17 protein-coding genes and 2 pseudogenes are annotated in these 21672 nt (G+C 72.0%); 6 read left to right on the top strand and 13 right to left on the bottom strand.

All coding sequences use genetic code 11. The features are described 5' to 3' along the window. The first annotated feature begins 32 nt into the window (after window positions 1-32). Complete coding sequence (locus AB0M11_RS23935) at window positions 33-2960, top strand: AAA family ATPase (protein ID WP_365708656.1); 2928 nt, start codon at window positions 33-35, stop codon at window positions 2958-2960. Window positions 2961-3064: 104 nt separating this feature from the next. Here AB0M11_RS23935 and AB0M11_RS23930 read toward each other — a convergent pair whose 3' ends face one another. The 10 genes and pseudogenes from AB0M11_RS23930 to kdpF form a co-directional block, all read right to left on the bottom strand. After that, window positions 3065-3457 (bottom strand): beta/gamma crystallin domain-containing protein, encoded by a 393-nt coding sequence (locus AB0M11_RS23930; RefSeq protein WP_365708654.1) that lies wholly within the window; start codon window positions 3455-3457, stop codon window positions 3065-3067. Window positions 3458-3521: 64 nt separating this feature from the next. Then, entirely contained in the window at window positions 3522-3857 is a 336-nt protein-coding gene (locus AB0M11_RS23925; RefSeq protein ID WP_365708690.1) for a beta/gamma crystallin domain-containing protein, read from the bottom strand. Between the two features lie 210 nt (window positions 3858-4067). Beyond that, window positions 4068-4346, bottom strand: a complete 279-nt coding sequence (locus AB0M11_RS23920) for a hypothetical protein (RefSeq protein WP_365708652.1) — start codon at window positions 4344-4346, stop codon at window positions 4068-4070. A gap of 130 nt (window positions 4347-4476) precedes the next feature. Beyond that, window positions 4477-4779 (bottom strand): annotated as a pseudogene (locus tag AB0M11_RS23915) (KUP/HAK/KT family potassium transporter); the annotation flags it as partial. 149 nt (window positions 4780-4928) lie between these two features. Beyond that, the gene (locus tag AB0M11_RS23910; protein ID WP_365708650.1) at window positions 4929-7475 is read right to left on the bottom strand and encodes a sensor histidine kinase KdpD; all 2547 of its coding nucleotides are present in this window, start codon (window positions 7473-7475) and stop codon (window positions 4929-4931) included. Between the two features lies 1 nt (window position 7476). Next, complete coding sequence (locus AB0M11_RS23905; RefSeq protein WP_365708648.1) at window positions 7477-8160, bottom strand: response regulator transcription factor; 684 nt, start codon at window positions 8158-8160, stop codon at window positions 7477-7479. A 133-nt stretch (window positions 8161-8293) separates the two neighbouring features. Next, window positions 8294-8962, bottom strand: coding sequence for a potassium-transporting ATPase subunit C (locus AB0M11_RS23900; RefSeq protein WP_365708646.1), 669 nt, complete (start codon window positions 8960-8962; stop codon window positions 8294-8296). A gap of 5 nt (window positions 8963-8967) precedes the next feature. Further along, complete coding sequence (gene kdpB / locus AB0M11_RS23895; protein ID WP_365708644.1) at window positions 8968-11094, bottom strand: potassium-transporting ATPase subunit KdpB; 2127 nt, start codon at window positions 11092-11094, stop codon at window positions 8968-8970. After that, a complete protein-coding gene (kdpA, locus tag AB0M11_RS23890; protein ID WP_365708688.1) occupies window positions 11091-12755 on the bottom strand; it encodes a potassium-transporting ATPase subunit KdpA in 1665 nt (554 codons plus the stop codon). Before kdpA ends, kdpB begins: the two co-directional genes overlap by 4 nt. A 32-nt stretch (window positions 12756-12787) precedes the next feature. Then, window positions 12788-12877: a K(+)-transporting ATPase subunit F gene (gene kdpF, locus AB0M11_RS23885; RefSeq protein ID WP_009326374.1), complete on the bottom strand. Its 90-nt coding sequence runs from the start codon at window positions 12875-12877 to the stop codon at window positions 12788-12790. Between the two features lie 465 nt (window positions 12878-13342). Between kdpF and AB0M11_RS23880 the strand changes: the two genes are divergently transcribed. After that, window positions 13343-14917: a Na+/H+ antiporter gene (locus AB0M11_RS23880; RefSeq protein ID WP_365708642.1), complete on the top strand. Its 1575-nt coding sequence runs from the start codon at window positions 13343-13345 to the stop codon at window positions 14915-14917. On the opposite strand, the gene AB0M11_RS23875 is transcribed toward AB0M11_RS23880, so the two are convergent. Together AB0M11_RS23875 and AB0M11_RS23870 are read right to left on the bottom strand one after the other, a co-directional pair. Continuing rightward, entirely contained in the window at window positions 14847-15398 is a 552-nt protein-coding gene (locus AB0M11_RS23875) for a MarR family transcriptional regulator (RefSeq protein WP_365708640.1), read from the bottom strand. The genes AB0M11_RS23880 and AB0M11_RS23875 overlap by 71 nt on opposite strands. Beyond that, window positions 15395-15814 (bottom strand): polyketide cyclase, encoded by a 420-nt coding sequence (locus AB0M11_RS23870; RefSeq protein ID WP_365708638.1) that lies wholly within the window; start codon window positions 15812-15814, stop codon window positions 15395-15397. Before AB0M11_RS23870 ends, AB0M11_RS23875 begins: the two co-directional genes overlap by 4 nt. A 218-nt stretch (window positions 15815-16032) precedes the next feature. Between AB0M11_RS23870 and AB0M11_RS23865 the strand changes: the two genes are divergently transcribed. The 4 genes from AB0M11_RS23865 (at window position 16033) to AB0M11_RS23850 (ending at window position 19178) form a co-directional block, all read left to right on the top strand. After that, window positions 16033-16713, top strand: coding sequence for a TetR/AcrR family transcriptional regulator (locus tag AB0M11_RS23865; protein ID WP_365708636.1), 681 nt, complete (start codon window positions 16033-16035; stop codon window positions 16711-16713). Continuing rightward, window positions 16710-17465: an SDR family oxidoreductase gene (locus tag AB0M11_RS23860; RefSeq protein ID WP_365708634.1), complete on the top strand. Its 756-nt coding sequence runs from the start codon at window positions 16710-16712 to the stop codon at window positions 17463-17465. Before AB0M11_RS23865 ends, AB0M11_RS23860 begins: the two co-directional genes overlap by 4 nt. Window positions 17466-17558: 93 nt before the next feature. Then, on the top strand, window positions 17559-17903 hold the full coding sequence (locus tag AB0M11_RS23855) for a hypothetical protein (protein WP_365708632.1): 345 nt from the start codon (window positions 17559-17561) through the stop codon (window positions 17901-17903). Between the two features lie 126 nt (window positions 17904-18029). Further along, window positions 18030-19178 (top strand): TDT family transporter, encoded by a 1149-nt coding sequence (locus AB0M11_RS23850; protein ID WP_365708630.1) that lies wholly within the window; start codon window positions 18030-18032, stop codon window positions 19176-19178. 113 nt (window positions 19179-19291) lie between these two features. Here the strand turns inward: AB0M11_RS23850 and AB0M11_RS23845 are convergent. Then, window positions 19292-21424, bottom strand: a pseudogene (locus tag AB0M11_RS23845) (multifunctional oxoglutarate decarboxylase/oxoglutarate dehydrogenase thiamine pyrophosphate-binding subunit/dihydrolipoyllysine-residue succinyltransferase subunit); the annotation flags it as partial. Window positions 21425-21672: the final 248 nt, after the last annotated feature.

Below are 21672 nucleotides of genomic sequence, written 5' to 3'. Positions count from 1 at the left end.
TTCAGGTAAAGGAGAGCAGGCGAGGTGGCACCGTGGAGGATCGGCGTGGAGCGGTCATCGGTCGGGACGGCGTGGTCCGAGAGGTGGCGGAGGTCCTCTGTGGGACCGGAGCGTCGGCGCGTGTCCTGCTGATCGTCGCGGCCGCGGGGACGGGGAAGACCACGGTGCTGGAGCAGGCACGGCAGGTGGCGGCCCGGCACGGTGCCGTGGTGGTGCGGCTCGGCCCACGGGACGAGGCGGCCGAGGACAGCACCGACGCGGTGCTCGCGGACGACTGCGGTCTGGTCGTCGCCGACCACGGCGGCGTCCTGCCTCCCTTTCCCGTCAGCCGCGGGGCACGGTCGCGGGCCACTGCACGGGAGGGCCGGGAGAGCGGGGACGGCGGGGTGACCGGGGACGGCGGGGTGACCGCACTGTCCGCGTTGTCCGAGGCGCTGGCCGCAGCGGCCCGCCGGGCCCCGGTCGCCCTGGTCGTCGACGGCGTCGAGCGGATGCCACGGCGCAGCGCCGACGCCCTGGGGCTGCTGCTGCGCGCCTTCCGTCCCCACGGCGTCCCCGTGGTGATGGCCGGCCGGCCGCGGCCCGCGACGGACCCGGGCCGGGCGCAGCTGCCGGCCGCGGCGGACCAGGTCCTCGAACTGCCACCCCTGCCACCGGCGGACGTCGCCGCGCTCGTCGATGCCTGTGTCACCAGGCGGTTCGGCCGTCCGGCCGAGCCCGCGCTGGCCGACGCCGTGTCGCGGGCGCTGGGCACGCTGGCAGGCAACCCGCAAGCCGTGCTGTCGGTGCTCGACGCGCTGGACGAGCAGGACCTGCTGGAACTCGACGGCCGGATGTGCCTCACGCTTGCGGAGAAGCATCTGCGGCTGACCGCCGAAGACGCCTTCGTCCTCGGTTTCGGCCGGCCGTACACGCTCCCGTACCCCGAGACCCTCGAAGCGGCGATCGTCACCGCCCGCGTGCTGGACCATGCCGACGTACACGTCGACGACGTGTTCAGGCCGACGCCGTCGACTGGCGCCCAAGCCCTGGAGCACACGCTGGACCGCCTGGTCACGGACCGGATTCTCACCCCGGACCCGCAGGGCCGTCTGTCGTTCGCCGTCCCGGCGCTCGCGGCCGCCTTACGCAGGCTGCCCGTCGACCGCGACCTGCAGGGCAACTCCGCGCGCTTCGTGACACGGGTGGCGAACGAGCTCGGTGCCGAAGCCACCGGCCGCGGTTTCCCACGCCTGGCCGACCGCGTCGCGGCCTCCGGCCCGCTCCTGGACGATGCCCTCGCCGTGCCGCTGCTGCTGGCCGCGGCCCGCGAAGAGGCCAGGACCAACTGGCCCCGCTCGGCCCGCGCGTACGCGGCCGCGCTCGACCGGCTCGCACCGCGCGACCCCCGCACCCCCGACGTGCTGCGCGAGGCGAGCGGGCTGAGTCTGCGACACGGCGACCACGAGGGACTGCTGACTCTCGGCAAGCCGCTGCTCACCCTCCTGGACACACCACCGCACCCCGAACACACCGAGGCCGCCGGAGACGCCGAGGACACCGGGGCCGCCGGGGGCCCAGTGGGTCTGTCCGGCGTCGTAGCCGCATGGGTATGGGGGGCAGTTCACGAACACCGGGCCCCGCGCACGGACATCCTCCCTGCCCCCTCCGGCGGGGCGGCCGACGGGTTTGCCGTGGCGGCGGGGCTGGCGGCACTCGGCGGTCTGTACGGCATCGGCACCCTGACGTCCCGGCCGGCGACCACTGGCTGCCCCACCCCGGACACCGCCCCCGGACAGCGGCGCACACCGTTGCCCTCACCCGCCGAACTACGGCTGGTGGCCGCCGCAGTGGGCGGCCGCACCGAACTGAGCCGCGCGCGGCGCGATCTGCCGCCCGACGCCGTCGACGACCGCGCTCTGGACCGGCTGCGCCAGGCCGCCGCCCACGCGGACCTCGCCGGTGCCCTCGCCGCCGTCCTCGGCGACCGGTACGTCGCGGCCCCCGACGGCATCGCCGTCCAGTACCGGGGCATGGTGCGCGACTACCTGACGGGGAACTGGGACGCCGCGCTGACTGCGGCCCGCCGCATCGAGGTACGCGCCCGGACCCACGCCACGGCGGGCGTCCCCCACCTGCCGCGGGCGCTGGCCGCGGAGATCCACTGCGCCCGCGGAGACTTCGCGTACGCCCGCGCCTGGCTCGACCTGGTCCCGGACACCCTCCGTCATCCGCTGGCGGCCCGCGCCCGCCTGGCTGTGCGGCACAGGTCCGGCCGGACACGGGAGGCGCTGGAAGGGGCCTGGCGCGATGTGCGGCACGCGCGCAAGGACGGCCGGCTCGCCGGTGTGGAACGGCTGCTGCTGCACATCTTGTCGCTCGCCGCCCGGAAGGACCGGCCGCACACGGTTCAGCAGGCCCTGGAGGAACTGGAGACCCTGCACGAGGAGGCCGCCACGCCCCTGACCCACGAGGCCCTCCTCGTCGGCCGGGGCGTGGCCCACCGCGACACCGCGAGCCTGCTCAGGGCCCACCGCCTGATCGGCCGCCGCTCAGACGCGCACCTGAGCGTCATGGTCGGCCTGTGCCTGACGGACGTCGCCGACGACCCCCGCACCTGGCTGGCCGAGGCGGTACGCGACGCCCATCGCCTCGGCCTCGGCCGTCCGTTCCGCGCCGCCGTCGCCCGCGCCGCGCGACGGCGCGGCATCCCGGTCCCGAGACTCCGCCAGGCGCACGGGAACCTGACCGCGCAGGACATCGCACTGGTACGCATGGTCAGCGGCGGCGCGACCAATCGGCAGATCGCCACGGAACTCGCCTGCAGCCACAAGACCGTCGAACAGCGCCTGACCCGGCTGTTCCAGCAGACCGGCACGCGCTCCCGGGCGGAACTCGCCGCCGCCTGGCTCCACGGCACCCTCACCCGGCCCGGCGCCGCCTCCGCTCCGGCCGGCTCCGACCCGCCGGACAAGGACTGAGCCGGGCTCCTGGCGGCTCACCGGCTGCCGGGAGCCGAGAACGGGGGCGCGGTCGCCCCGGGGACGGCGATCGGACGGGACCGCCGTCCCCGGCCACTGGTGGCTCAGAGGATCCTGATCCTGTCGATGTCGACTCCACCGGGGTTGTTCGGCCAGGTCATGACCGTGTTCTTCTCGATCGGGGCGCTGGGCTGCCACCTTCCGTCCCCGTGCCACTGGACACGGTTGTTGCCGGTCGAGATACGCGTGATCCAGACATCCCAGTAAGCGGCCGGTGTTATCGCCACGTCCCCGGCATTGGCGAAACACAACGTGCGGAAATTCACCGCTTGGCCACTGTCGGTGGAGTCGTGGAGGTCGATCTTCAGGAAGTCGTCGCGGCCGCAGTCGGCCGGGTTGATGGCGAACGCCTGCGGCGTCGTGGCGACAGCGAGTGAGGCCACCGCCGCGAAAGTCGTCAGCGAGGACAGAACCACACGTTTGATTCGCGTTTTCATGGAAGATCTCCTCTGGGGGAAGGAAGGAAGGAAGGAAGGAAAGCGGAGCGACAAGCCGGGGTACTTACTTGATGATGATCGTTTGCAGATGCACGGTGCCGACCGTGGGCCAGACGATGGCGTTCCAGCGCGGCAGGTCGTGGTAGTACCCGTCGGCCACCCAGGTGATGTCGTTGTTGCCACTGCTGATCTTGCTGGCCCAGAAGCTGTCCCGACGGAAGTCGTAGGACCCGCTGTTGGCGAAGCAGTGGTCCGTCCGGAAATTCTCCGTGATACGGACGAAGTCCGTGCGGTCTCCGCAGTCCACCTTGTCCGTGGCAGACGCGGGAATGGTGACGACGGTGGCGAGCGCGGTGGCCAGGGCTGCCGTCGCCGCGAATCTCTTGAAGCTCAGTTTCACCAAGGTGTCTCAATTCCTTGAACGGAGCGGCTCAGGCTGACGCCTGAGCCGGGCCGACCGATTGTCGATCCGCCCGTTACCAGACGCAGATTCGCAGACGTATCTCGCGTCGATCAACGCGGAGCCGTCTCGATTAGACGTTCTTCTAATCTCTTGGCCCATGAGATCGGCGGCTCGGTCCGCACCGGGATGCGGAGCCGCCGGCGCCGGCTACACCTCGATGTGCGAGCCCATGATGACCGTGCGGTCGCGCGGGAGGCCGAAGTACTCGGCCGCGTCGGCCGTGATGCAGGACGTGGCGATGAACAGCCGCTTGCGCCAGGGAGCCATCGTGGGCGCCTGCCCGCGGCGCAGCTCGATCTTCGACAGGAAGCAGGACGCCTGGTCGAGTTGCAGGGGTCCCTCGGTCTCGGCCGGGTCGAGCATCGCCAGGGCGGCGGGCACGTCCGGGGTCTCCATGTAGCCGTAGGTGGCGGTGACGTGGACCATCGTCGGCGTAGCCGAGGCCGTCGACGGCGAGCCGCCGGTCGGCCGGGACGCGGGGCACCGGCAGCTCACCGCTGCGCAGGCCGTCGACGAACTCCCGCAACAGCCCCTCCCCGCGGGCCCGTTCGGCGGTGACGAGTTGGCGGCCGCGCTGCCAGGTCGTCATGACAGTGAACGCGGTCAGGCCGATCAGCAACGGCAGCCAGGCGCCGTGCACGAGCTTGGTCATGTTGGCCGCCACGAACAGCAGGTCCACGAAGAGCAGGACGGTCGCGCCGATGCCGATCAGCCGCTTCGGGGTGCCCCACTTCGCGCGGGCGACGTAGAAGAACAGCAGGGTGGTGATGGTGATGGTGCCGGTGACCGCCATGCCGAAGGCGAAGGCGAAGGCGAAGGCGAAGGCGACTGCGGCGGAGCTGTGGAAGGCGAAGACCAGGGTGAGGACGGAGGCCGTCAGCAGCCAGTTGAAGGGGCCGTCGGAGATGCGCCGGAAGGCGACGGACTCGCTGTTCGCGGGTCCCGTCCGCGTCCCTCAGCAATCCGCTGCCGTGGACGCCCCCACCAACTCGCCCCCGCCCGCGTCCCTCAGGAACTCGTCGCCGTCGGCAGGTCCGGTTCCTCGGATCGGGCGCGTTCCGGTGCCGTCGGTATCGCCAGCACCATGGTGAGGCCGCCGCCGGGGGTGTCCTCGGCGTCGAGGGTGCCGTCGATGGCCTCGGCGAAGCCCCGGGCCACGGCCAGCCCGAGGCCGACGCCGACACCGCGGGGCGAGTCGCCGTAGCGCTGGAAGGGTTCGAAGATGCGTTCCTTGGCCTCGTCCGGGACACCGGGGCCGCGGTCGACGACGCGCACCTCGACCCGGTCGGCGAGGGCGCTCGCGGAGACCAGGACCTTCTCGCCCGGCGGGCTGTACTTGACGGCGTTCTCGACGACGTTGGCCACGGCCCGCTCCAGCAGTCCCCGGTCGACGTGGACCATGGGCAGGGTCTCCGGGATGTCCAGCTCCACGCTGTCCTCCGGCACCCCGCCGAGCGCCATGGGCACGACCTCGTCCAGGTCGGTCTCCCGGATGAGGGGAGCGACGGTGCCGGTCTGCAGGCGGGACATGTCCAGGAGGTTGCCGACGAGGTGGTCGAGACGGTCGGCGCCCTCCTCTATGGCCGCCAGCAGCTCGGCCCGGTCCTGTTCGGACCACTCGACGTCCTCGGAACGCAGGGAGGTGACGGCCGCCTTGATCCCGGCCAGCGGGGTGCGCAGGTCGTGGCTGACGGCGGCGAGCAGGGCGGTGCGGATGCGGTTGCCCTCGGCCAGTTCCCTGGCCCGGCCGGCCTCGCTCCGCAGACGCTGGCGGTCCAGGACGACGGCGGCCTGCGCGGCGAACGCGGCCAGCACCCGGCGGTCGGCGGCGGGCAGCACCCGGCCGCGCAGGGACAGCGCCATGTGGTCGCCGACCGGTACGTCCACGTCCGCGTCCTCCGGTATCCCGGCCGGCCGGGGGCCCACGCTGCCGGCGCAGGTCCACGGGGTCGTGTCGTCGGCCCGCTCCAGCAGGGCCGCCGACTCCATGCCGAAGGTCTCGCGGACCCGTTCCAGCAGCGCCTCCAGCGTGGTCTCGCCGCGCAGGATGTTCCCGGCGAGGAAGGAGAGGATCTCCGACTCGGCGCGCAGCCGGGCCGCCTGGTGGGTGCGCCGGGCCGCCAGGTCCACCACCGAGGCCACCGACAGGGCCACCCCGACGAAGATCGCTATGGCGACGATGTTCTCGGGGTCGGCGATGGTGAAGGTGTGGACGGGCGGGGTGAAGAACCAGTTGAGCAGCAGCGAGCCGACCACCGCGGAGGCCAGCGCGGGGAAGAGGCCGCCCACGAGGGCCGCCGCCACCGTCAGGCTGAGGAACAGCAGCATGTCGTTGGCGAGGCCGACGGCCGGAGCGATCCCGGTGAGCAGCCAGGTGAGGAGGACGGGACCGAGCACGCCGACGAGCCAGCCCCAGGCGACCCGGGCGCGTCCCAGGCGTGCTCCGCGCGCCACGGGCAGTCCGCGGCCCTTGCCGGCCTCGTCGTGGGTGATGAGGTGGACGTCGAGGTCGGGGCCCGACTCGCGGGCCACGGTGGCGCCGACGCCCGGTCCGAAGACGTACTGCCAGCTCCTGCGCCGGGAGACGCCGAGGACGATCTGGGTGGCGTTCACCCCCCGGGAGAAGTCGAGCAGGGCGGCCGGGATGTCGTCGCCGACGACCTGGTGGAAGGTGCCGCCGAGGTCCTCCACCAGGGTGCGCTGGACGGCCAGTTCCTTCGGGGAGGCGGAGGTGAGCCCGTCACTGCGCGAGATGTAGACCGCCAGCACCTCACCGCCGGCGCCCTTCTCGGCCAGGCGGGCGGCCCGGCGGATGAGAGTGCGCCCCTCCGGGCCGCCGGTCAGCCCGACCACGATCCGCTCCCGTGAACCCCAGATCGTCGAGACCTGGTGCGCACTGCGGTACTCGGTGAGGTAGGCGTCGACCCGGTCCGCGACCCAGAGCAGGGCGAGTTCGCGCAGGGCGGTGAGGTTGCCGGGCCGGAAGTAGTTGGACAGGGCCGCGTCGACCTTGTCCGGCTTGTAGATGTTGCCGTGCGCCATGCGGCGGCGCAGCGCCTCCGGGGACATGTCGACCAGCTCGATCTGGTCGGCGCGCCGCACCACCTCGTCCGGCACGGTCTCGCGCTGCCGCACCCCGGTGATCGACTCGACCACGTCCCCCAGCGACTCCAGGTGCTGGATGTTGACGGTGGAGACCACGTCGATGCCGGCCGCGAGCAGTTCCTCCACGTCCTGCCAGCGCTTGGTGTTGCGGGAGCCGGGGACGTTGGTGTGGGCGAGTTCGTCCACCAGGGCGACCGCCGGAGCGCGCCGCAGGACGGCGTCCACGTCCATCTCGGTGAAGGTCGCGCCCCGGTACTCCAGTTCCTTGCGGGTCACCTGTTCCAGGCCGTGCAGCATCACCTCCGTGCGCGGCCGGTGATGGTGTTCGACGAAGGCGACCACGCAGTCGGTGCCCCGCTCGATACGGCGGTGTGCCTCCGACAGCATCGCGTACGTCTTGCCGACGCCGGGTGCCGCGCCGAGGTAGATCCGGAGCTTGCCGCGTGCCATGTCATCCCTCGAAGCGGTAGCCCATGCCGGGCTCGGTGATCAGATAGCGGGGGTGCGCCGGGTCGGTCTCCAGTTTGCGACGCAGCTGGGCCATGTAGACGCGCAGGTAGTTGGTCCTGTTGGACTGGGTGACGCCCCAGACCTCCTGGAGAAGGTGCTTCTGTGTGATCAGCCGGCCCGGGTTGGTCACCAGGATCTCCAGCAGGTGCCACTCGGTCGGGGTGAGCCGCACGTCCCGCCCGTCCCGGACGACCTTCTTCGCGAGCAGGTCGATGCTGAAACCGTCCGTCTCGACCCGGGTGGCCTCCGGGACCAGCGCCACGTCCTCGGTACGGCGGACGGCCGCCCGCAGCCGGGCCAGCAGTTCGTCCATGCTGAACGGCTTGGTGATGTAGTCGTCCGCGCCCGCGTCCAGCGCGGCCACCTTCTCGTCGGAGGCCTGCCGGGCGGACAGCACCAGGACCGGCACCCTGGTCCAGCCGCGCAGGGCCTGGATGACGTCGACGCCGTCCATGTCGGGCAGTCCGAGGTCGAGCAGCACGACGTCCGGCCGGCGTGCGGCGGCCAGCCGGAGCGCCGTGGCACCGTCCGGGGCGGCGTCCACTCCGTAGTGACGTGCCTGCAGGTTGATGACGAGAGCCCGTACGAGCTGCGGGTCGTCCTCCACCACGAGCACCCGCGTCATGGCTGTGTGCCCTTCCTGTCGTACGCCGGGCCGGGGGGCGCCGGACGTGAGCCGAGCGACGTCATGGCCACGGGAGCCGGCCGCATCGGGACGCGTCCCGGCCGCCGGCTCCCGCTCGTGTCGGGTCGTCCCGTCAGTGGCGCGCCACAAGGTCCTTGAGCGCGATGTTGAGTTGGAGGACGTTCACCCGGGGCTCCCCGATGAAGCCGAGGGTGCGCCCCTCGGTGTGGTCCTCGACCAGCTTCTCCACCTGGGCGACCGGCAGGCCGTTCTGCGCGGCGACCCGGTGCACCTGGAGTTCGGCGTAGGCCGGGGAGATGTCCGGGTCCAGGCCGGAGCCGGAGGACGTCACCGCGTCGGCCGGTACCTCGTTCGCCGTGACCGTGTAGCCGGGGACCGAGTTGTCCTTGATGACGGCCGCCTTGGCGTCCTTCACCTGCTGGATCAGCACCTTGCTGTCGGCGGACAGGTTGGTCGCTCCCGAAAGGATCAGCTTGTACCGGGTGTTGACGCTGTTGCTGCCGAGGCCGTTGGCCGGGCGGCCCTGGAACCACTTGAGGTCCGCGTCCGGCGTCTGCTGACCCTTCTTCAGCGGGAGGTCGTACGACTGACCGATCAGGGAGGATCCGACGACCTTGCCGTCCGCCCTGACCTCGGAGCCGTTCGCCTTGTCGTGGAACGCGGCCTGGGCGATGCCGGTGACCACCAGCGGATAGACGACACCGGTCACCAGGGTCAGCACGAGCAGGGCCCGCAGGGCCGCCCAGAGCAACCGGGCGGTGTTGGTAACGGAGTTGTTCATGGCCCTCAACCGATTCCGGGGATCAGGGAGATGAGCAGGTCGATGATCTTGATGCCGATGAAGGGGGCGATCAGCCCGCCGATGCCGTAGATCGTCAGGTTGCGGCGCAGCATCCGGTCGGCGCTGACCGGCCGGTACTGGACGCCCTTCAGGGACAGCGGCACCAGCGCGATGATGATCAGCGCGTTGAAGATGACCGCGGACAGGATCGCGGAGTCGGGCGAGGACAGGCCCATGATGTTGAGCTTGTCCAGCCCGGGGTAGACGGCGGCGAACAGCGCCGGGATGATCGCGAAGTACTTCGCGACGTCGTTGGCGATGGAGAAGGTGGTCAGCGCGCCGCGGGTGATGAGCAGCTGCTTGCCGATCTCGACGATCTCGATGAGCTTGGTCGGGTTGGAGTCGAGGTCGACCATGTTGCCGGCCTCCTTGGCGGCCGACGTGCCCGTGTTCATCGCCACGCCCACGTCGGCCTGGGCGAGCGCCGGGGCGTCGTTGGTGCCGTCACCGGTCATCGCGACCAGCTTGCCGCCCGCCTGCTCCCGCTTGATGAGGGCCATCTTGTCCTCGGGGGTGGCCTCGGCGAGGAAGTCGTCGACGCCCGCCTCCTCGGCGATCGCCCTGGCGGTCAGCGGGTTGTCACCCGTGATCATGACGGTCTTGATGCCCATGCGGCGCAGTTCGTCGAACCGCTCGCGCATGCCCTCCTTGACCACGTCCTTGAGGTGGATGACGCCCAGCACCCGGGCGCCCCGGTCGTCCTTGACGGCGACCAGCAGCGGGGTGCCGCCGGCCTGCGAGATGGCGCTGGAGAGGGTGTCCGCGTCGTCCGCGACGGTGCCGCCCTCGGCACGGACCCAGGCGACGACGGAACCGCTCGCGCCCTTGCGGATCTTCCGGCCGTCCACGTCCACACCCGACATCCGGGTCTGCGCGGTGAAGGCGATCCACTCGGCACCGGACAGCTCGCCCTGGTGCCGCTCACGCAGCCCGTACCTCTCCTTGGCCAGGACGACGATCGAGCGGCCCTCGGGGGTCTCGTCGGCCAGCGACGACAGCTGGGCGGCGTCGGCGACCTCGGCCTCCGTCGTCCCGCGCACCGGCACGAACTCCGACGCCTGCCGGTTGCCGAGGGTGATGGTGCCGGTCTTGTCGAGCAGCAGCGTGGAGACGTCGCCCGCGGCCTCGACGGCGCGGCCGGACATCGCCAGCACGTTGCGCTGCACCAGCCGGTCCATGCCCGCGATGCCGATCGCGGACAGCAGCGCGCCGATGGTGGTCGGGATCAGGCAGACCAGCAGGGCGACCAGCACGACCATCGTCAGGTGGGTGCCCGCGTAGTCGGCGAACGGCGGCAGGGTGGCCACGGCCAGCAGGAAGACGATGGTCAGCGAGGCGAGCAGGATGTTGAGCGCGATCTCGTTCGGCGTCTTCTGCCGGGCCGCGCCCTCGACCAGGCTGATCATCCGGTCGATGAAGGTCTCGCCCGGCTTCGTCGTGATCTTGATGACGATCCGGTCGGACAGCACCTTCGTCCCGCCGGTCACCGCGGAGCGGTCCCCGCCGGACTCGCGGATGACCGGGGCGGACTCACCGGTGATCGCCGACTCGTCGACCGAGGCGACGCCCTCGATCACGTCGCCGTCGCCGGGGATGATGTCACCGGCCTCGCAGACGACCAGGTCACCGATCCGCAGCTCGGTGCCGGGCACCTGCTCCTCGGTGTCCCCGGCCAGCCGGCGGGCCACCGTGTCGGTCTTGGCCTTGCGCAGGGTGTCCGCCTGGGCCTTGCCGCGGCCCTCGGCGACCGCCTCCGCCAGGTTGGCGAAGATCACGGTCAGCCACAGCCAGGCGCTGATGGTCCAGCCGAACCAGTCACCCGGGTCCTTGAAGGAGAAGACCGTGGTCAGGACCGAGCCGACCCACACCACGAACATCACGGGCGACTTGACCATCACCCGCGGGTCCAGCTTCCGGCAGGCCTCGGGCAGCGACCTGAGCAACTGCTTGGGGTCGAAGAGACCCGCGCCGACGCGGCCCTCGGCGGACTTGTGCCCGGTGGGCGCGTCCTGGTGAGGCGCAAGGGTGGGAGTGGACATCGTGTCCTCGTGGGCTTCCGTTCGGGTGGTCATGACGCCAGCCCCTCGGCCAGCGGCCCCAGCGCCAGGGCCGGGAAGTAGGTCAGACCGGTGATGATCAGGATCGCGCCGACCAGCAGGCCGGTGAACAGCGGCTTCTCGGTGCGCAGGGTGCCGGCCGTGGCCGGGACGGGCTTCTGCTCGGCGAGCGAGCCGGCCAGCGCCAGCACGAACACCATCGGCAGGAAGCGGCCCAGCAGCATCGCGAGTCCGGTCATGGTGTTGTACCAGTCGGTGTTCGCGTTCAGCCCCGCGAAGGCCGAGCCGTTGTTGTTCGCCGCCGAGCTGAAGGCGTACAGGACCTCCGAGAAGCCGTGCGCCCCGGAGTTGAGCATCGAGTGCGGCGGGGTGGGCAGCGCCATGGACACCGCGGTGAAGATCAGGACCAGCGCCGGGGTGATCAGGATGTAGCAGGCGGCCAGCTTGATCTCGCGGGCACCGATCTTCTTGCCCAGGTACTCGGGCGTACGGCCGACCATCAGACCGGCGATGAACACCGCGATGACCGCCATGATCAGGATGCCGTACAGGCCGGAGCCGGTACCGCCGGGTGCGATCTCGCCCAGCTGCATGCTCAGGATGGCGATGCCGCCGCCCAGTCCGGTGAACGAGGAGTGGAAGGAGTCCACCGCCCCCGTCGAGGTCAAGGTCGTGGACACCGCGAAGATCGACGAGGAGCCGACGCCGAAGCGCACCTCCTTGCCCTCCATCGCCCCGCCCGCGAGCTGCAGCGCCGGGCCGTGGTGGGCGAACTCGGTCCACATCATCAGGGCGACGAAGCCCACCCAGATGGTGCCCATCGTGGCGAGGATGGCGTATCCCTGCCTGACCGAACCGACCATCACGCCGAAGGTCCGGGTCAGCGAGAACGGGATGACCAGCAGCAGGAAGATCTCGAACAGGTTGGTGAACGGGGTCGGGTTCTCGAAGGGGTGGGCGGAGTTGGCGTTGAAGTAGCCGCCGCCGTTCGTCCCGAACTCCTTGATGGCCTCCTGCGAGGCGACCGCGCCGCCGTTCCACTGCTGCGAGCCGCCCATGAACTGACCGACCTCGTGGATGCCGGAGAAGTTCTGGATCGCTCCGCACGCCACCAGGACGACGGCCGCGATCGCCGCGCCCGGCACCAGGATCCGCAGCGTGCCGCGCACCAGGTCGGCCCAGAAGTTGCCGAGCTCACCGGTGCGCGAGCGCGCGAACCCCCGCACGAGAGCCACGGCCACCGCGATGCCGACGGCCGCGGAGACGAAGTTCTGCACGGCCAGACCGGCGGTCTGCACGACGTGCCCCATGGTCTGCTCGCCGTAGTACGACTGCCAGTTCGTGTTCGTCACGAAGGAGACGGCCGTGTTGAACGACTGCGCGGGGTTGACCGAGGAGAAGTCCATCGAGCCGGGCAGGACCCCCTGGAGCCGCTGCAGCAGGTAGAGAAAGAGCACGCTGACCCCGGAGAAGGCCAGGACCCCGCGCAGATATGCGGGCCAGCGCATCTCGGTGTCGGGGTTGGCACCGATGCCCTTGTAGATCCACTTCTCGACCCGCCAGTGCTTGTCGGAGGAGTAGACCCCGGCCATGTAGGTGCCGAGGGGGATGTAGGCGAGCCCCAGCGCGCCTATGAGGGCGAGCAGCTGGAGCACGCCTGCGAGTACGGGACCCATGTCGCCCGCTGCGGAGGCAGCTGATGTCACAGTCAGAACCTCTCCGGGAAGATCAGGGCGAGGACGAGATAGCCCAGCAGGGCGACGGCCACGACCAGGCCGACGACGTTCTCGGCGGTCACAGCTTCGTCACCCCCTTGGCGACGAGAGCCACCAGCGCAAGGGCCGCGACCGTGGCGATGACGAAGGCCAGATCGGCCATCGCGAACTCCTGGAGTGAGGCGAAACGGACGCTTAGAGGAAAACGCCTCTCCGACCGGTTCCGGCCACCCGTTGACGGCTCTCTTACGGCGCCCCACGCGCCTTTGACGCAACCCTTACGGAGCCGCCCGGGGCGGGCCGTACGTCACTCATCGCCGCCGACGCGCTCCGCTCGCTGTCCCACTCCCCCGCGGGCAGGGGTCCCTCTGCTCAAGGAAGCCGCTCCGCGGATCGCTCGGCGCGGTTGTCAGCGCTCCTTGGCGCCGCCCCGCGGACCTTGACACTGTCTTGACGTGCCCTGGCCCGATAGGGTGGCCGCAGGTGTGCCGGGAAGTCTGGTCGGCCGGGAGTCATGGTGGTTCCCGTAGAGGCCCCAGGGGGACGGCATGCGCGGCGTCGGTACGGTTCTCGCCCTCGTGGTCCTGGCCACGGTGGTCGCCACCTTCGCGCGCCGCTGGCGTATCCCGGCCCCCTCCCTGCTGGTGGTCGCCGGTCTCGCGGTGGCGCTGCTGCCGGGCACCCCGCAGATCGAGATCAGCCCGAACGTCATCGGCCTCGTCGTGCTCCCGCCGCTGCTGTACGCCTCCGCCGAGGAGATGCCCTGGCGTGAGCTGCACGCGGTGTGGAAGCCGGTCGGCATCCTCGCCATCGGACTGGTGCTCGCCTCGGCGGCGGCCGTCGGCGTGGTGGCGGCCCTGGTGACTCCGCTGTCCTGGCAGATGGCGTTCGTACTGGGCGCGGTCCTGGCCAGTACCGATCCGGTCGCGGTGACCGCGCTCGGCCGCCGGCTCGCGCTGCCGCCCCGGGTCCAGGTCCTCGTGCAGGCCGAGAGCCTGTTCAACGACGCCACCTCGCTGGTGCTGGTGCGGGTGGCGGCCGGCATCGCCGTGGCCTCCGCCGCCGCGAACTGGGGGGCGGCGGGCGGCGAGTTCCTGGTGCTGGCGGGCGGCGGCACGCTGATCGGCGCCGCGGTGGCCGGTGTGATCACCGTGATCCGCCGCCGCACCGAGGACCCGGTGCTGGAGACGGTCATCGCCCTGGTCACCCCGTACGCCGCCTATCTGCTGGCGGAAGCCGCGCACACCTCCGGGGTGACCTCGTGCGTGGTGGCCGGTGTGATCCTCGGCGGCCGGGGCGACCGGCTCACCAACGCCCGCATCCGCCTTCAGCTGCACGCCGTGTACGGCACGGTGGTCTTCCTGCTGGAGAGCGTCGTCTTCAGCCTGATCGGGCTGGCCCTGCCCGCCCAGGTGCGGGCGCTGGCCGACGGCGACCAGGCCTGGCCGCTGTACGCCCTCGCGGTCGCCGCCACGCTCGTCGCCGTACGGCTGCTGTGGCTCGCGCCGCTGTCGGCGGTGGTCCAGCGCAAGGGGGGCATCGGCCGGGTGAACTGGCGGGTGCCGATGGTGCTGACCTGGGCGGGCACCCGCGGGGTCATGCCACTGGCCGCCGCCCTGTCCATCCCCGAGATCATGAAGAACGGCACCCCGCTCGCCGACCGGCCGCTGGTCCTGGTGCTGACCACCTCGGTGGTGGTGGTCACCCTGGTCGTGCAGGGCTTCACCCTCGCCCCGGTCGTCCGCGCGTCCGGCATCGCCCTGGAGCCCGCCCACACCGCCCGCGAGGAGGCCCAGGCCCGCTCCCGTCTCGCGCACGCCGGCCTGGCCCGGCTGGAGGAGCTCGCGGAGCTGGAGGTCGTACCGGACGTCGTCCTCGACCGCCTCCGCCGTGGCCTCACCGCCCGCCTCGACGACGCCCGCGACCGCCTGACCGAGCAGCACGGCACCACGGCCGCGACCGAGTCGGCCGACCTGGTCTACCGCCAGCTGCGCCGGGACCTGATCACGGTCGAGACCACGGAACTGCAGCGCCTCTACGACGCCCACGCCATCAGCGACACGACCCGCCGGAGGCTGCAGCGGTGGCTGGACCTGGAGGAGGCGCGGCTGTCGGACGTGTGACGTTCCGCCGACGGGACCGGTTCCCGGTCGGCTCCCCCGCACGGCCCCGGGCGTCAGGACCGGGGTTCGCCAGGCGGCCGAGCAGGGTCACGGCGTCATGGTGGGCCACCGGCTGGAAGAAGCGGGCGTCGACCTCCTCCACGACGGCGATCGCCCGGGGGGCCAGTGCGGCGCCCGCGCCGGTGACGCGCAGCCGTTTGGCACGGGTGTCGGCGGGGTCGACCTCGCGTTCGATCAGACCCTTGGCCTCCAGGGCGCGCAGGACCTGCGAGGTCATCTTGACGTCCGTGCCGGCCTGGCGGGCCAGGGCCAGCTGGTTGGGGTGTTCGCCGTGGGTGTTCAGCCACCAGGCGCAGGCGAGCAGCACGAACTGGACATGGGTGAGGTCCAGGGGAGCGAGAGCCGCCACGACGTCGCGCTGCCAGCGCAGCGTGGCGTGCCAGAGCAGGAAGCCGGGGCTGTCGCCGGGGTGGTGGGTCATCGGTCCTGCGCCAGTTTCACCAGGGCGGCCATGGTCTGCGGCCAGTCCCCGGTGACGGCCGGGCCGATCTGCGGGCCGAGCCGGTCGGCGCCGGGGCCCGTGATCTCCATCCGGTAGGTCACCCGGGTGCGGCCTCGGTCGCCCCGGCCGAGCCGGTGCACGGTGCGCAGGAGGAGCCCGTCGAACCGGGCCTCGTCCACGAACAGTTCGTTGACGGCCGTCTCGGCGACGAGCAGGTGCACGGGGTCCTGCCCGGCCGGGGTCATCACGATCTCGGCGCCCGTCTCGAACGGCCCGCTGATCCGGATGCTCGCGATGTCCGCGTTCCAGACGCCCCAGTGGGCGACGTCGGTCCACAGCCCCCAGATCGCCTCGGGCGTGGCATCGGTCTCGATGCTGTGCTCATACGTCCACATCAGTGGCCTCCCCGGTGCAGAAATGCTCTGCGAGCAGATTATCTGTTCGAAGACTATCCGTCCATGGAATCCGCGGTGACGCCCTGGGGTGCCGCCGCGTCCTCCGGAGCCCCGAAGGGCCGCGGGAACTGCGCGACCAGCTACGACGGCGCCGCAGCCGGGCGACGTCGCCAGGGAGACGTTTGACAGCGCGGTGGCGCCGACGCACGATGGAAACCATGGAAACTTCTGCGGTTTCTCCCGTTTCCACCGCGGACAAGCGGCGTGCCGAGGTGATCGTCGAGGCGGCCGGCCGGCTGTTCCTCGCGCCGGGCGCCGCGCCCGTCAGCATGGACGAACTCGCTCGTGCGCTCGGGATGAGCAAGAAGACGATCTACCGCCACTTCCCCGACAAGCGCAGCCTGCTGACCGCGGTGCTGGACCGGCGGTTCGCGGCCGTCGAGGAGACGCTGGCGGCAGCGGCCGAGAGCGCGGAGGGACAGCCGTTCGACGTGCGGGTCCAGCGGTTCCTGATCGCCGCGGGCACCGAACTCGGGCGGATCGGCGCGGCGCAGCTGAGCACCGGACGCGGCGGCGACGCGATGCTGCGGCAGTACGTGGAGCGGCGCGTGGACACGGTGATCTACCGGCGCGTCGACGAACTGTTCCGGGACGGGCACCGGCAGGGGCTGCTCCAGACCCCTCCCGAACTGCTCGGCGAGATCACCCGCGGCGCGCTCGAACGGCTGCTCACCTCCCGGCTGCCGCACGAACTGGACTGGAGCGCTGCCGACCTGCTGCGGGCCACCGTCGACACCGTGCTCCACGGGGCGGTCCGCACCCGCGCGGAGAGCGAAGCCGAACCGCTCGGGGCGGTCATTCCGGCGGCCCGCGACGACGACACGGAGGTGAGCCCATGACCGGGACAGCCGGCCGGGTGGCCCTGGTGACCGGGGCCAGCAGCGGAATCGGTGCGGCCACCGCACGGCTCCTGGCCGAACGGGACATGCGCGTGGTGGTCAACTACCTCAGCAACACCAGGGCCGCCGAGGAGATCGTGGCCGACATCACGGCGGCCGGCGGCCAGGCCATGGCCGTACAGGCCGACGTCCGCGAGGGGACGGCCGTCGGGACCATGGTCGAGCAGGTGCGGGCGGCCTGGGGCGGCGTGGACGTGCTCGTGCACAACGCGCTCATCCCGTACGCCGTCAAGTCGTTCCAGGACATGACGTGGGAGGAGCTGGGCGGCAAGCTCGACGCCGAGATGCACGCGGCCTTCGCGGTCACCAAGGCGGTGCTCCCCCACATGACCGCACAGGGCCGGGGACGCGTCGTCTTCCTCGGCACCGACCTCAGCCGCAGGCCGCGGCAGGGCATGATCGCACTGGGCACGGCCAAGGCCGCGCTGGAGGAGTTCGCCCGGTACCTCGCCCAGGAACTCGGCCCGCGGGGCATCACGGTCAACATCGTCTCGCCCGGACCGGTGGAGTCCCGGACCGCCGACACCGTCTTCGACGACGCGACGAGGCAGCGGCAGGTGGCCGCCACTCCCCTGGGCCGCCTCGCCCGGCCGGCCGACGTCGCCCGAGCCGTCGCCTTCTTCGCCGACGAGGACAACACGTTCATGACCGGCACGACAGCAGCGGTCAACGGCGGCATGAGCATGTACTGACCACGTCTCGCGTACGCCTGGCGGGGGCTGAACGAGGAACTGCCCGCCTGCATCGCCGACCGGGAGCACTACTACGCCGACGAGGGCGTCCACGTGGCACTGCGGGACGGCTGCGCCTGGGACGACGAGCGACTGCGCGGCGGCGCCGGCATCGGGCTCGGCCGGGCACTGCTGTCCCGGCCGACCGACGGCACCCCCCGGGGCGGACTCACCGTCAACACGCACCGCCCGCTGTTCTGGTTCCTCGCCGGCCCGGCCTGCCGCGCCCCGGCCGACCGGGAGCCACCGCTCCGCGCCCCGGCCGCACTGACCGCGAGTGTCGTCAACGGGGGCCGAACTCAGGGCCGTTCGTGGTGCGGAAGCGGGCCCGGTAGGCAGGCGTCACCAGCAGCGGCTTCCTGTCCACGGACCCGCGCGACCTCCGATGTCCCGGTGTGAGGGTGTCATGGCACGTGCTGCCCTGTGCTGCGGGCCGCGCCGCTCCGTAGCGTCGACGGCGCCGGTCACCGACGCCGAACCCGGGCGGTGACGCATCCGACACGAGAAGAGTAGGCGCACCGCCCCGTGGCACCCCATTCCGGTACCGACCGAGCGATCCCGTCCCGACGCCCCGCCGTTGCGAGCCCGTCCCCCCGTACCCGTGACCGACCGGCCGGAGCCGACGGCAGCGGGCGGGGGCCACTCGGTCCCGGCTGGTTCGCCGCGGTCATGGGCAGCGGGATCGTGGCCGTAGGGGCCGCCACCCTGCCGCGCGGCTTCCCCGGGCTCACCGCGGCCGCCACCGTCGTCTGGGCCGGAACCGCGCTGCTGCTGGCCCTGCTGGCCTGTGCCTACGCCCGCCAGCGGATGCTGCGGACGCACGCCGGCGATCCGGTGCTCGCCCAGTTCTTCGGGGCGCCCCCGATAGCGCTGCTGACCGTGGGGGCCGGAACGCTGCTGCTGGGCCGGCGTCTGATCGGCGAGCGTGCGGCGGTGGACGCGGACTGGGTGCTGTGGTCGGCAGGTACGGCGCTGGGCCTGGCCACCGCCTGCACGGTTCCGTACCTGATGGTCACGCGGCACCGGTTCGAGCCGGACGCGGCGTTCGGCGGCTGGCTGCTGCCGGTGGTCCCGCCGATCGTCTCCGCGGCGACCGGGGCGCTGCTCGTTCCCCGGGCGCGGGACGGACAGGTGCGGCTGGCTCTGCTGCTGGGCTGCTACGCGATGCTCGGGCTCGGTCTGGTCGCGGTCCTGCTGGTGCTGGCGATGGTGTACAGCCGCCTGGTGCACCACGACGCGCCCAGCGGTGCGGTGGTGCCCACCGTGTGGATCGGCGTGGGGGCACTGGACCAGGCAGTGACCGCGCTGGGGGCGCTGGCCACGGCGGCACCGACCGCGCTGCCGGCCCCGTACGCGCGCGGCACCGCGGTCGCGGCGCTGCTGGGCGGGCTCGGGATCTGGGGCTTCGCCCTGCTGTGGCTGGTGCTGGCCACCGCGCTGACCGTACGGGAGGTCCGCCGGGGTCTGCCCTTCGCACCCACCTGGTGGTCCTTCATCTTCCCCCTCGGCGCCTGCGTGACCGGCACCGGCGCGCTCGCCGCCCGTACCGGCTCGCAGCTGTTCGTCTGGACCGCCGTCGCCCTGTACGTCCTGCTCGTCGCGGCCTGGGCGGTGGTCGCCTGGTACTCCCTGCGTCACGCGACCACCCGGCGGCGTCCGCGTGCCCGCCGATGACGGGGGCCGGGTGCCGGTGGGCGGGGGGCCTGCCGGCGGGGGGGCGGCCGGCCGGGCGGCCGGCGCGTTCCGCTGCGCTCCGTCCGTGTACCCCCCGCCGGTGCTCACCGGAAGGCCGAGGAGTGGTCCGGGCCCTGGCCCTCCAGGCCGTGGGGCAGCAGCAGGGTCAGCGCGGAGCGCTGGCCCCACTTCTGTTCGGAGGAGGCGATGTACTCGTCGACGACCGTCTGGGCGCCGTTGGTGAAGTCCCCGAACTGGGCCTCCCACAGCACCAGGGCGTCCGGGCGGGCCAGCGCGTAGCCGTACTCGAAGGCCAGCGCCGCCAGTTCGGACAGCATCGAGTCGTACGGCGTGAAAGCCGCGGCCCTCGGGCCGAGGGCGCGCAGCGGCGTGTGTTCCGCGCCGGTGTGCCGGTCGGTGAGGACGGCGTGCCGCTGCCCGAAGGTGCCGCGCCGCGAGTCCTGTCCGGCGAGCCGCACCGGGACGCCCTGCAGCAGCAGTGAACCGATGGCCAGCGTCTCCGCGGTGGCCCAGTCGACCGCGCCGGTCTCCAGCGACGCCGCGCGCCGGCGCAGTTGCGGCAGGACGCGCGGATGCACGGTGAAGCCCTGGGGCAGGTCGGTCCCCGCGGCGATGACCCGGCGCAGGGTGGCCTCGTCGGCGGCGGTCACCGTCCGGCCGGCCGCGTGCGGGGCGGTCGGCCGGGCCGTGCCGGTGCCGGGAACGTCGTGGCCGGTCCCGGCGGCGGGCAGCGCACGGGTCTCGGCGAAGGCCCGCTCCAGGTGGTCCTGGTAATCGCGGCGGGCGCCCGCCACCTGCCGTTCGCCGAGATCCCCGCGGGCCACCAGGGCTTCGGCGTACAGCGTGCGCACCGAGGCCCTGGCGTCGATACGGTCGTACATGAGCGGCTGCGTGATGGAGGGGTCGTCCACCTCGCTGTGTCCGTGGCGCCGATAGCAGACCAGGTCGACCACGATGTCCTTCCGGAACGTCCGGCGGTAGTCGAAGGCGAGCCGCGCGATGCGGTCCACGGCCTCCGGGTCGTCGCCGTTGACGTGGAGGATCGGCGCCTCCACCATGCGTGCCACGCCGGTGGCGTAGGTGCCGGAGCGCCCGCTCGCGGGCGCGGTGGTGAATCCGACCTGGTTGTTGACGACGATGTGGACCGTCCCGCCCGTGCGGTAGCCCGGCAGCTGCGACATGTTGAAGGTCTCCGCGACCACGCCCTGGCCGGCGAAGGCAGCGTCTCCGTGGACCACGATCGGCAGCACGTCCGCGGGCCCGTCGTGTTCCGCGGCCAGGTCCTGCCTGGCGCGCACCACTCCCTGGGCGACCGGGCCCACGATCTCCAGGTGCGACGGGTTCGCCACCACCGAGACGGCCACCGCGCGGCCGTCCAGGGCGCGATAGGCGCCCTTGGCACCGAGGTGGTACTTCACGTCTCCCGACCCCTGCACGGACCCGAGGTCCGCCGCGTCCTCGAACTCGCCGAAGATCTGGGCGTACGACTTGCCGACGATGTTGGCCAGGACGTTGAGCCGGCCGCGGTGCGCCATCCCGATGACGGCTTCCGCGACCCCGTCCTCGATGGCGCTGTGCAGCAGGGCGTCGAGCAGCACGACGGCCGACTCGCCGCCTTCGAGCGAATACCGCTTGTGGCCCACGTACTTGGTGCCCAGGAAGGTCTCGAAGGCCTCGGCCGCCCCCAGCCGGTAGAGGATCCGCAGCTGCCGGGCGCGGTCCGGCCGGCGCTGCGCGGTCTCGACGCGCTCCTGGATCCAGCGGCGTTCGCGGGAGTCCTGGATGTGCATGTACTCGAAACCCACGCTGCGGCAGTAGAACTCCCGCAGCGCGCCCAGCACTTCGTCGAGCGTCATGGTGGCGCGCCCGGCGAACCCGTCCACCACGGTGCTCCGGTCCCGGTCCGCGTCGTCGAGTCCGAAGGCGCCGAGGCCCAGCTCCGGATGAGCGGCGGGCTGCGGCGCGAGGGGGTTCGTGCCGGCCATCAGGTGGCCGCGCACCCGGTAGGCGTGGATGAGAGCGGCGACCCGGACGGCCCGGCCCGCCGCCTCGTCGTGGTCCCGGTCGTCCGGGCCGGAGCGGGCGCGCGCCGGCGGGCCCGCTGCTGTGCCCGAGGCGGCGAAGAACTCCCGCCACGTCTCCTCGACGGACCCGGGGTCGTGCAGGTAGCGCCGGCGCTGCTCGTCCACCACCCATGCGTTGAGTCCGAAGTCCAGCCCGTGCATCACCGTTCGGGCAGTGTCCGATTGAGAGGCCATGGCGCGGAACGCCTTCTTCCCTGTGTGAGGCCGTACGGTCCCGGCGCGGTCCCCCGGCTCCTGGCCCGGCACCCGTGCGACAGACCAGGCGGTGCGACCGCGTCGCCTTGACGACGCTAGTTCCGGGAGCGGAAGCGGCCGTACAGGCCTCTATGCCACATCAGCCTCACATCGGGACATTCACCGAGCGGCCAACCACGCGCACAGCACGAGGA

This window comes from Streptomyces sp. NPDC051987, from assembly GCF_040680735.1.
GTDB lineage: Bacteria > Actinomycetota > Actinomycetes > Streptomycetales > Streptomycetaceae > Streptomyces.
The sequence above is the reverse complement of the archived record's forward strand: the minus strand, read 5'-3'. Positions and strand labels throughout refer to the sequence as shown.

Excerpts from the sequence above, each read along its gene's own strand:
- AB0M11_RS23930 (WP_365708654.1), bottom strand. The coding sequence starts at position 3,457 with ATGAAAACGCGAATCAAACGTGTGGTTCTGTCCTCGCTGACGACTTTC.
- AB0M11_RS23920 (WP_365708652.1), bottom strand. The coding sequence starts at position 4,346 with ATGGTCCACGTCACCGCCACCTACGGCTACATGGAGACCCCGGACGTG.
- AB0M11_RS23910 (WP_365708650.1), bottom strand. The coding sequence starts at position 7,475 with ATGGCACGCGGCAAGCTCCGGATCTACCTCGGCGCGGCACCCGGCGTC.
- AB0M11_RS23905 (WP_365708648.1), bottom strand. The coding sequence starts at position 8,160 with ATGACGCGGGTGCTCGTGGTGGAGGACGACCCGCAGCTCGTACGGGCT.
- AB0M11_RS23900 (WP_365708646.1), bottom strand. The coding sequence starts at position 8,962 with ATGAACAACTCCGTTACCAACACCGCCCGGTTGCTCTGGGCGGCCCTG.
- kdpB (WP_365708644.1), bottom strand. The coding sequence starts at position 11,094 with ATGACCACCCGAACGGAAGCCCACGAGGACACGATGTCCACTCCCACC.
- kdpA (WP_365708688.1), bottom strand. The coding sequence starts at position 12,755 with ATGGGTCCCGTACTCGCAGGCGTGCTCCAGCTGCTCGCCCTCATAGGC.
- AB0M11_RS23880 (WP_365708642.1), top strand. The coding sequence starts at position 13,343 with ATGCGCGGCGTCGGTACGGTTCTCGCCCTCGTGGTCCTGGCCACGGTG.
- AB0M11_RS23875 (WP_365708640.1), bottom strand. The coding sequence starts at position 15,398 with ATGACCCACCACCCCGGCGACAGCCCCGGCTTCCTGCTCTGGCACGCC.
- AB0M11_RS23870 (WP_365708638.1), bottom strand. The coding sequence starts at position 15,814 with ATGTGGACGTATGAGCACAGCATCGAGACCGATGCCACGCCCGAGGCG.
- AB0M11_RS23865 (WP_365708636.1), top strand. The coding sequence starts at position 16,033 with ATGGAAACTTCTGCGGTTTCTCCCGTTTCCACCGCGGACAAGCGGCGT.
- AB0M11_RS23860 (WP_365708634.1), top strand. The coding sequence starts at position 16,710 with ATGACCGGGACAGCCGGCCGGGTGGCCCTGGTGACCGGGGCCAGCAGC.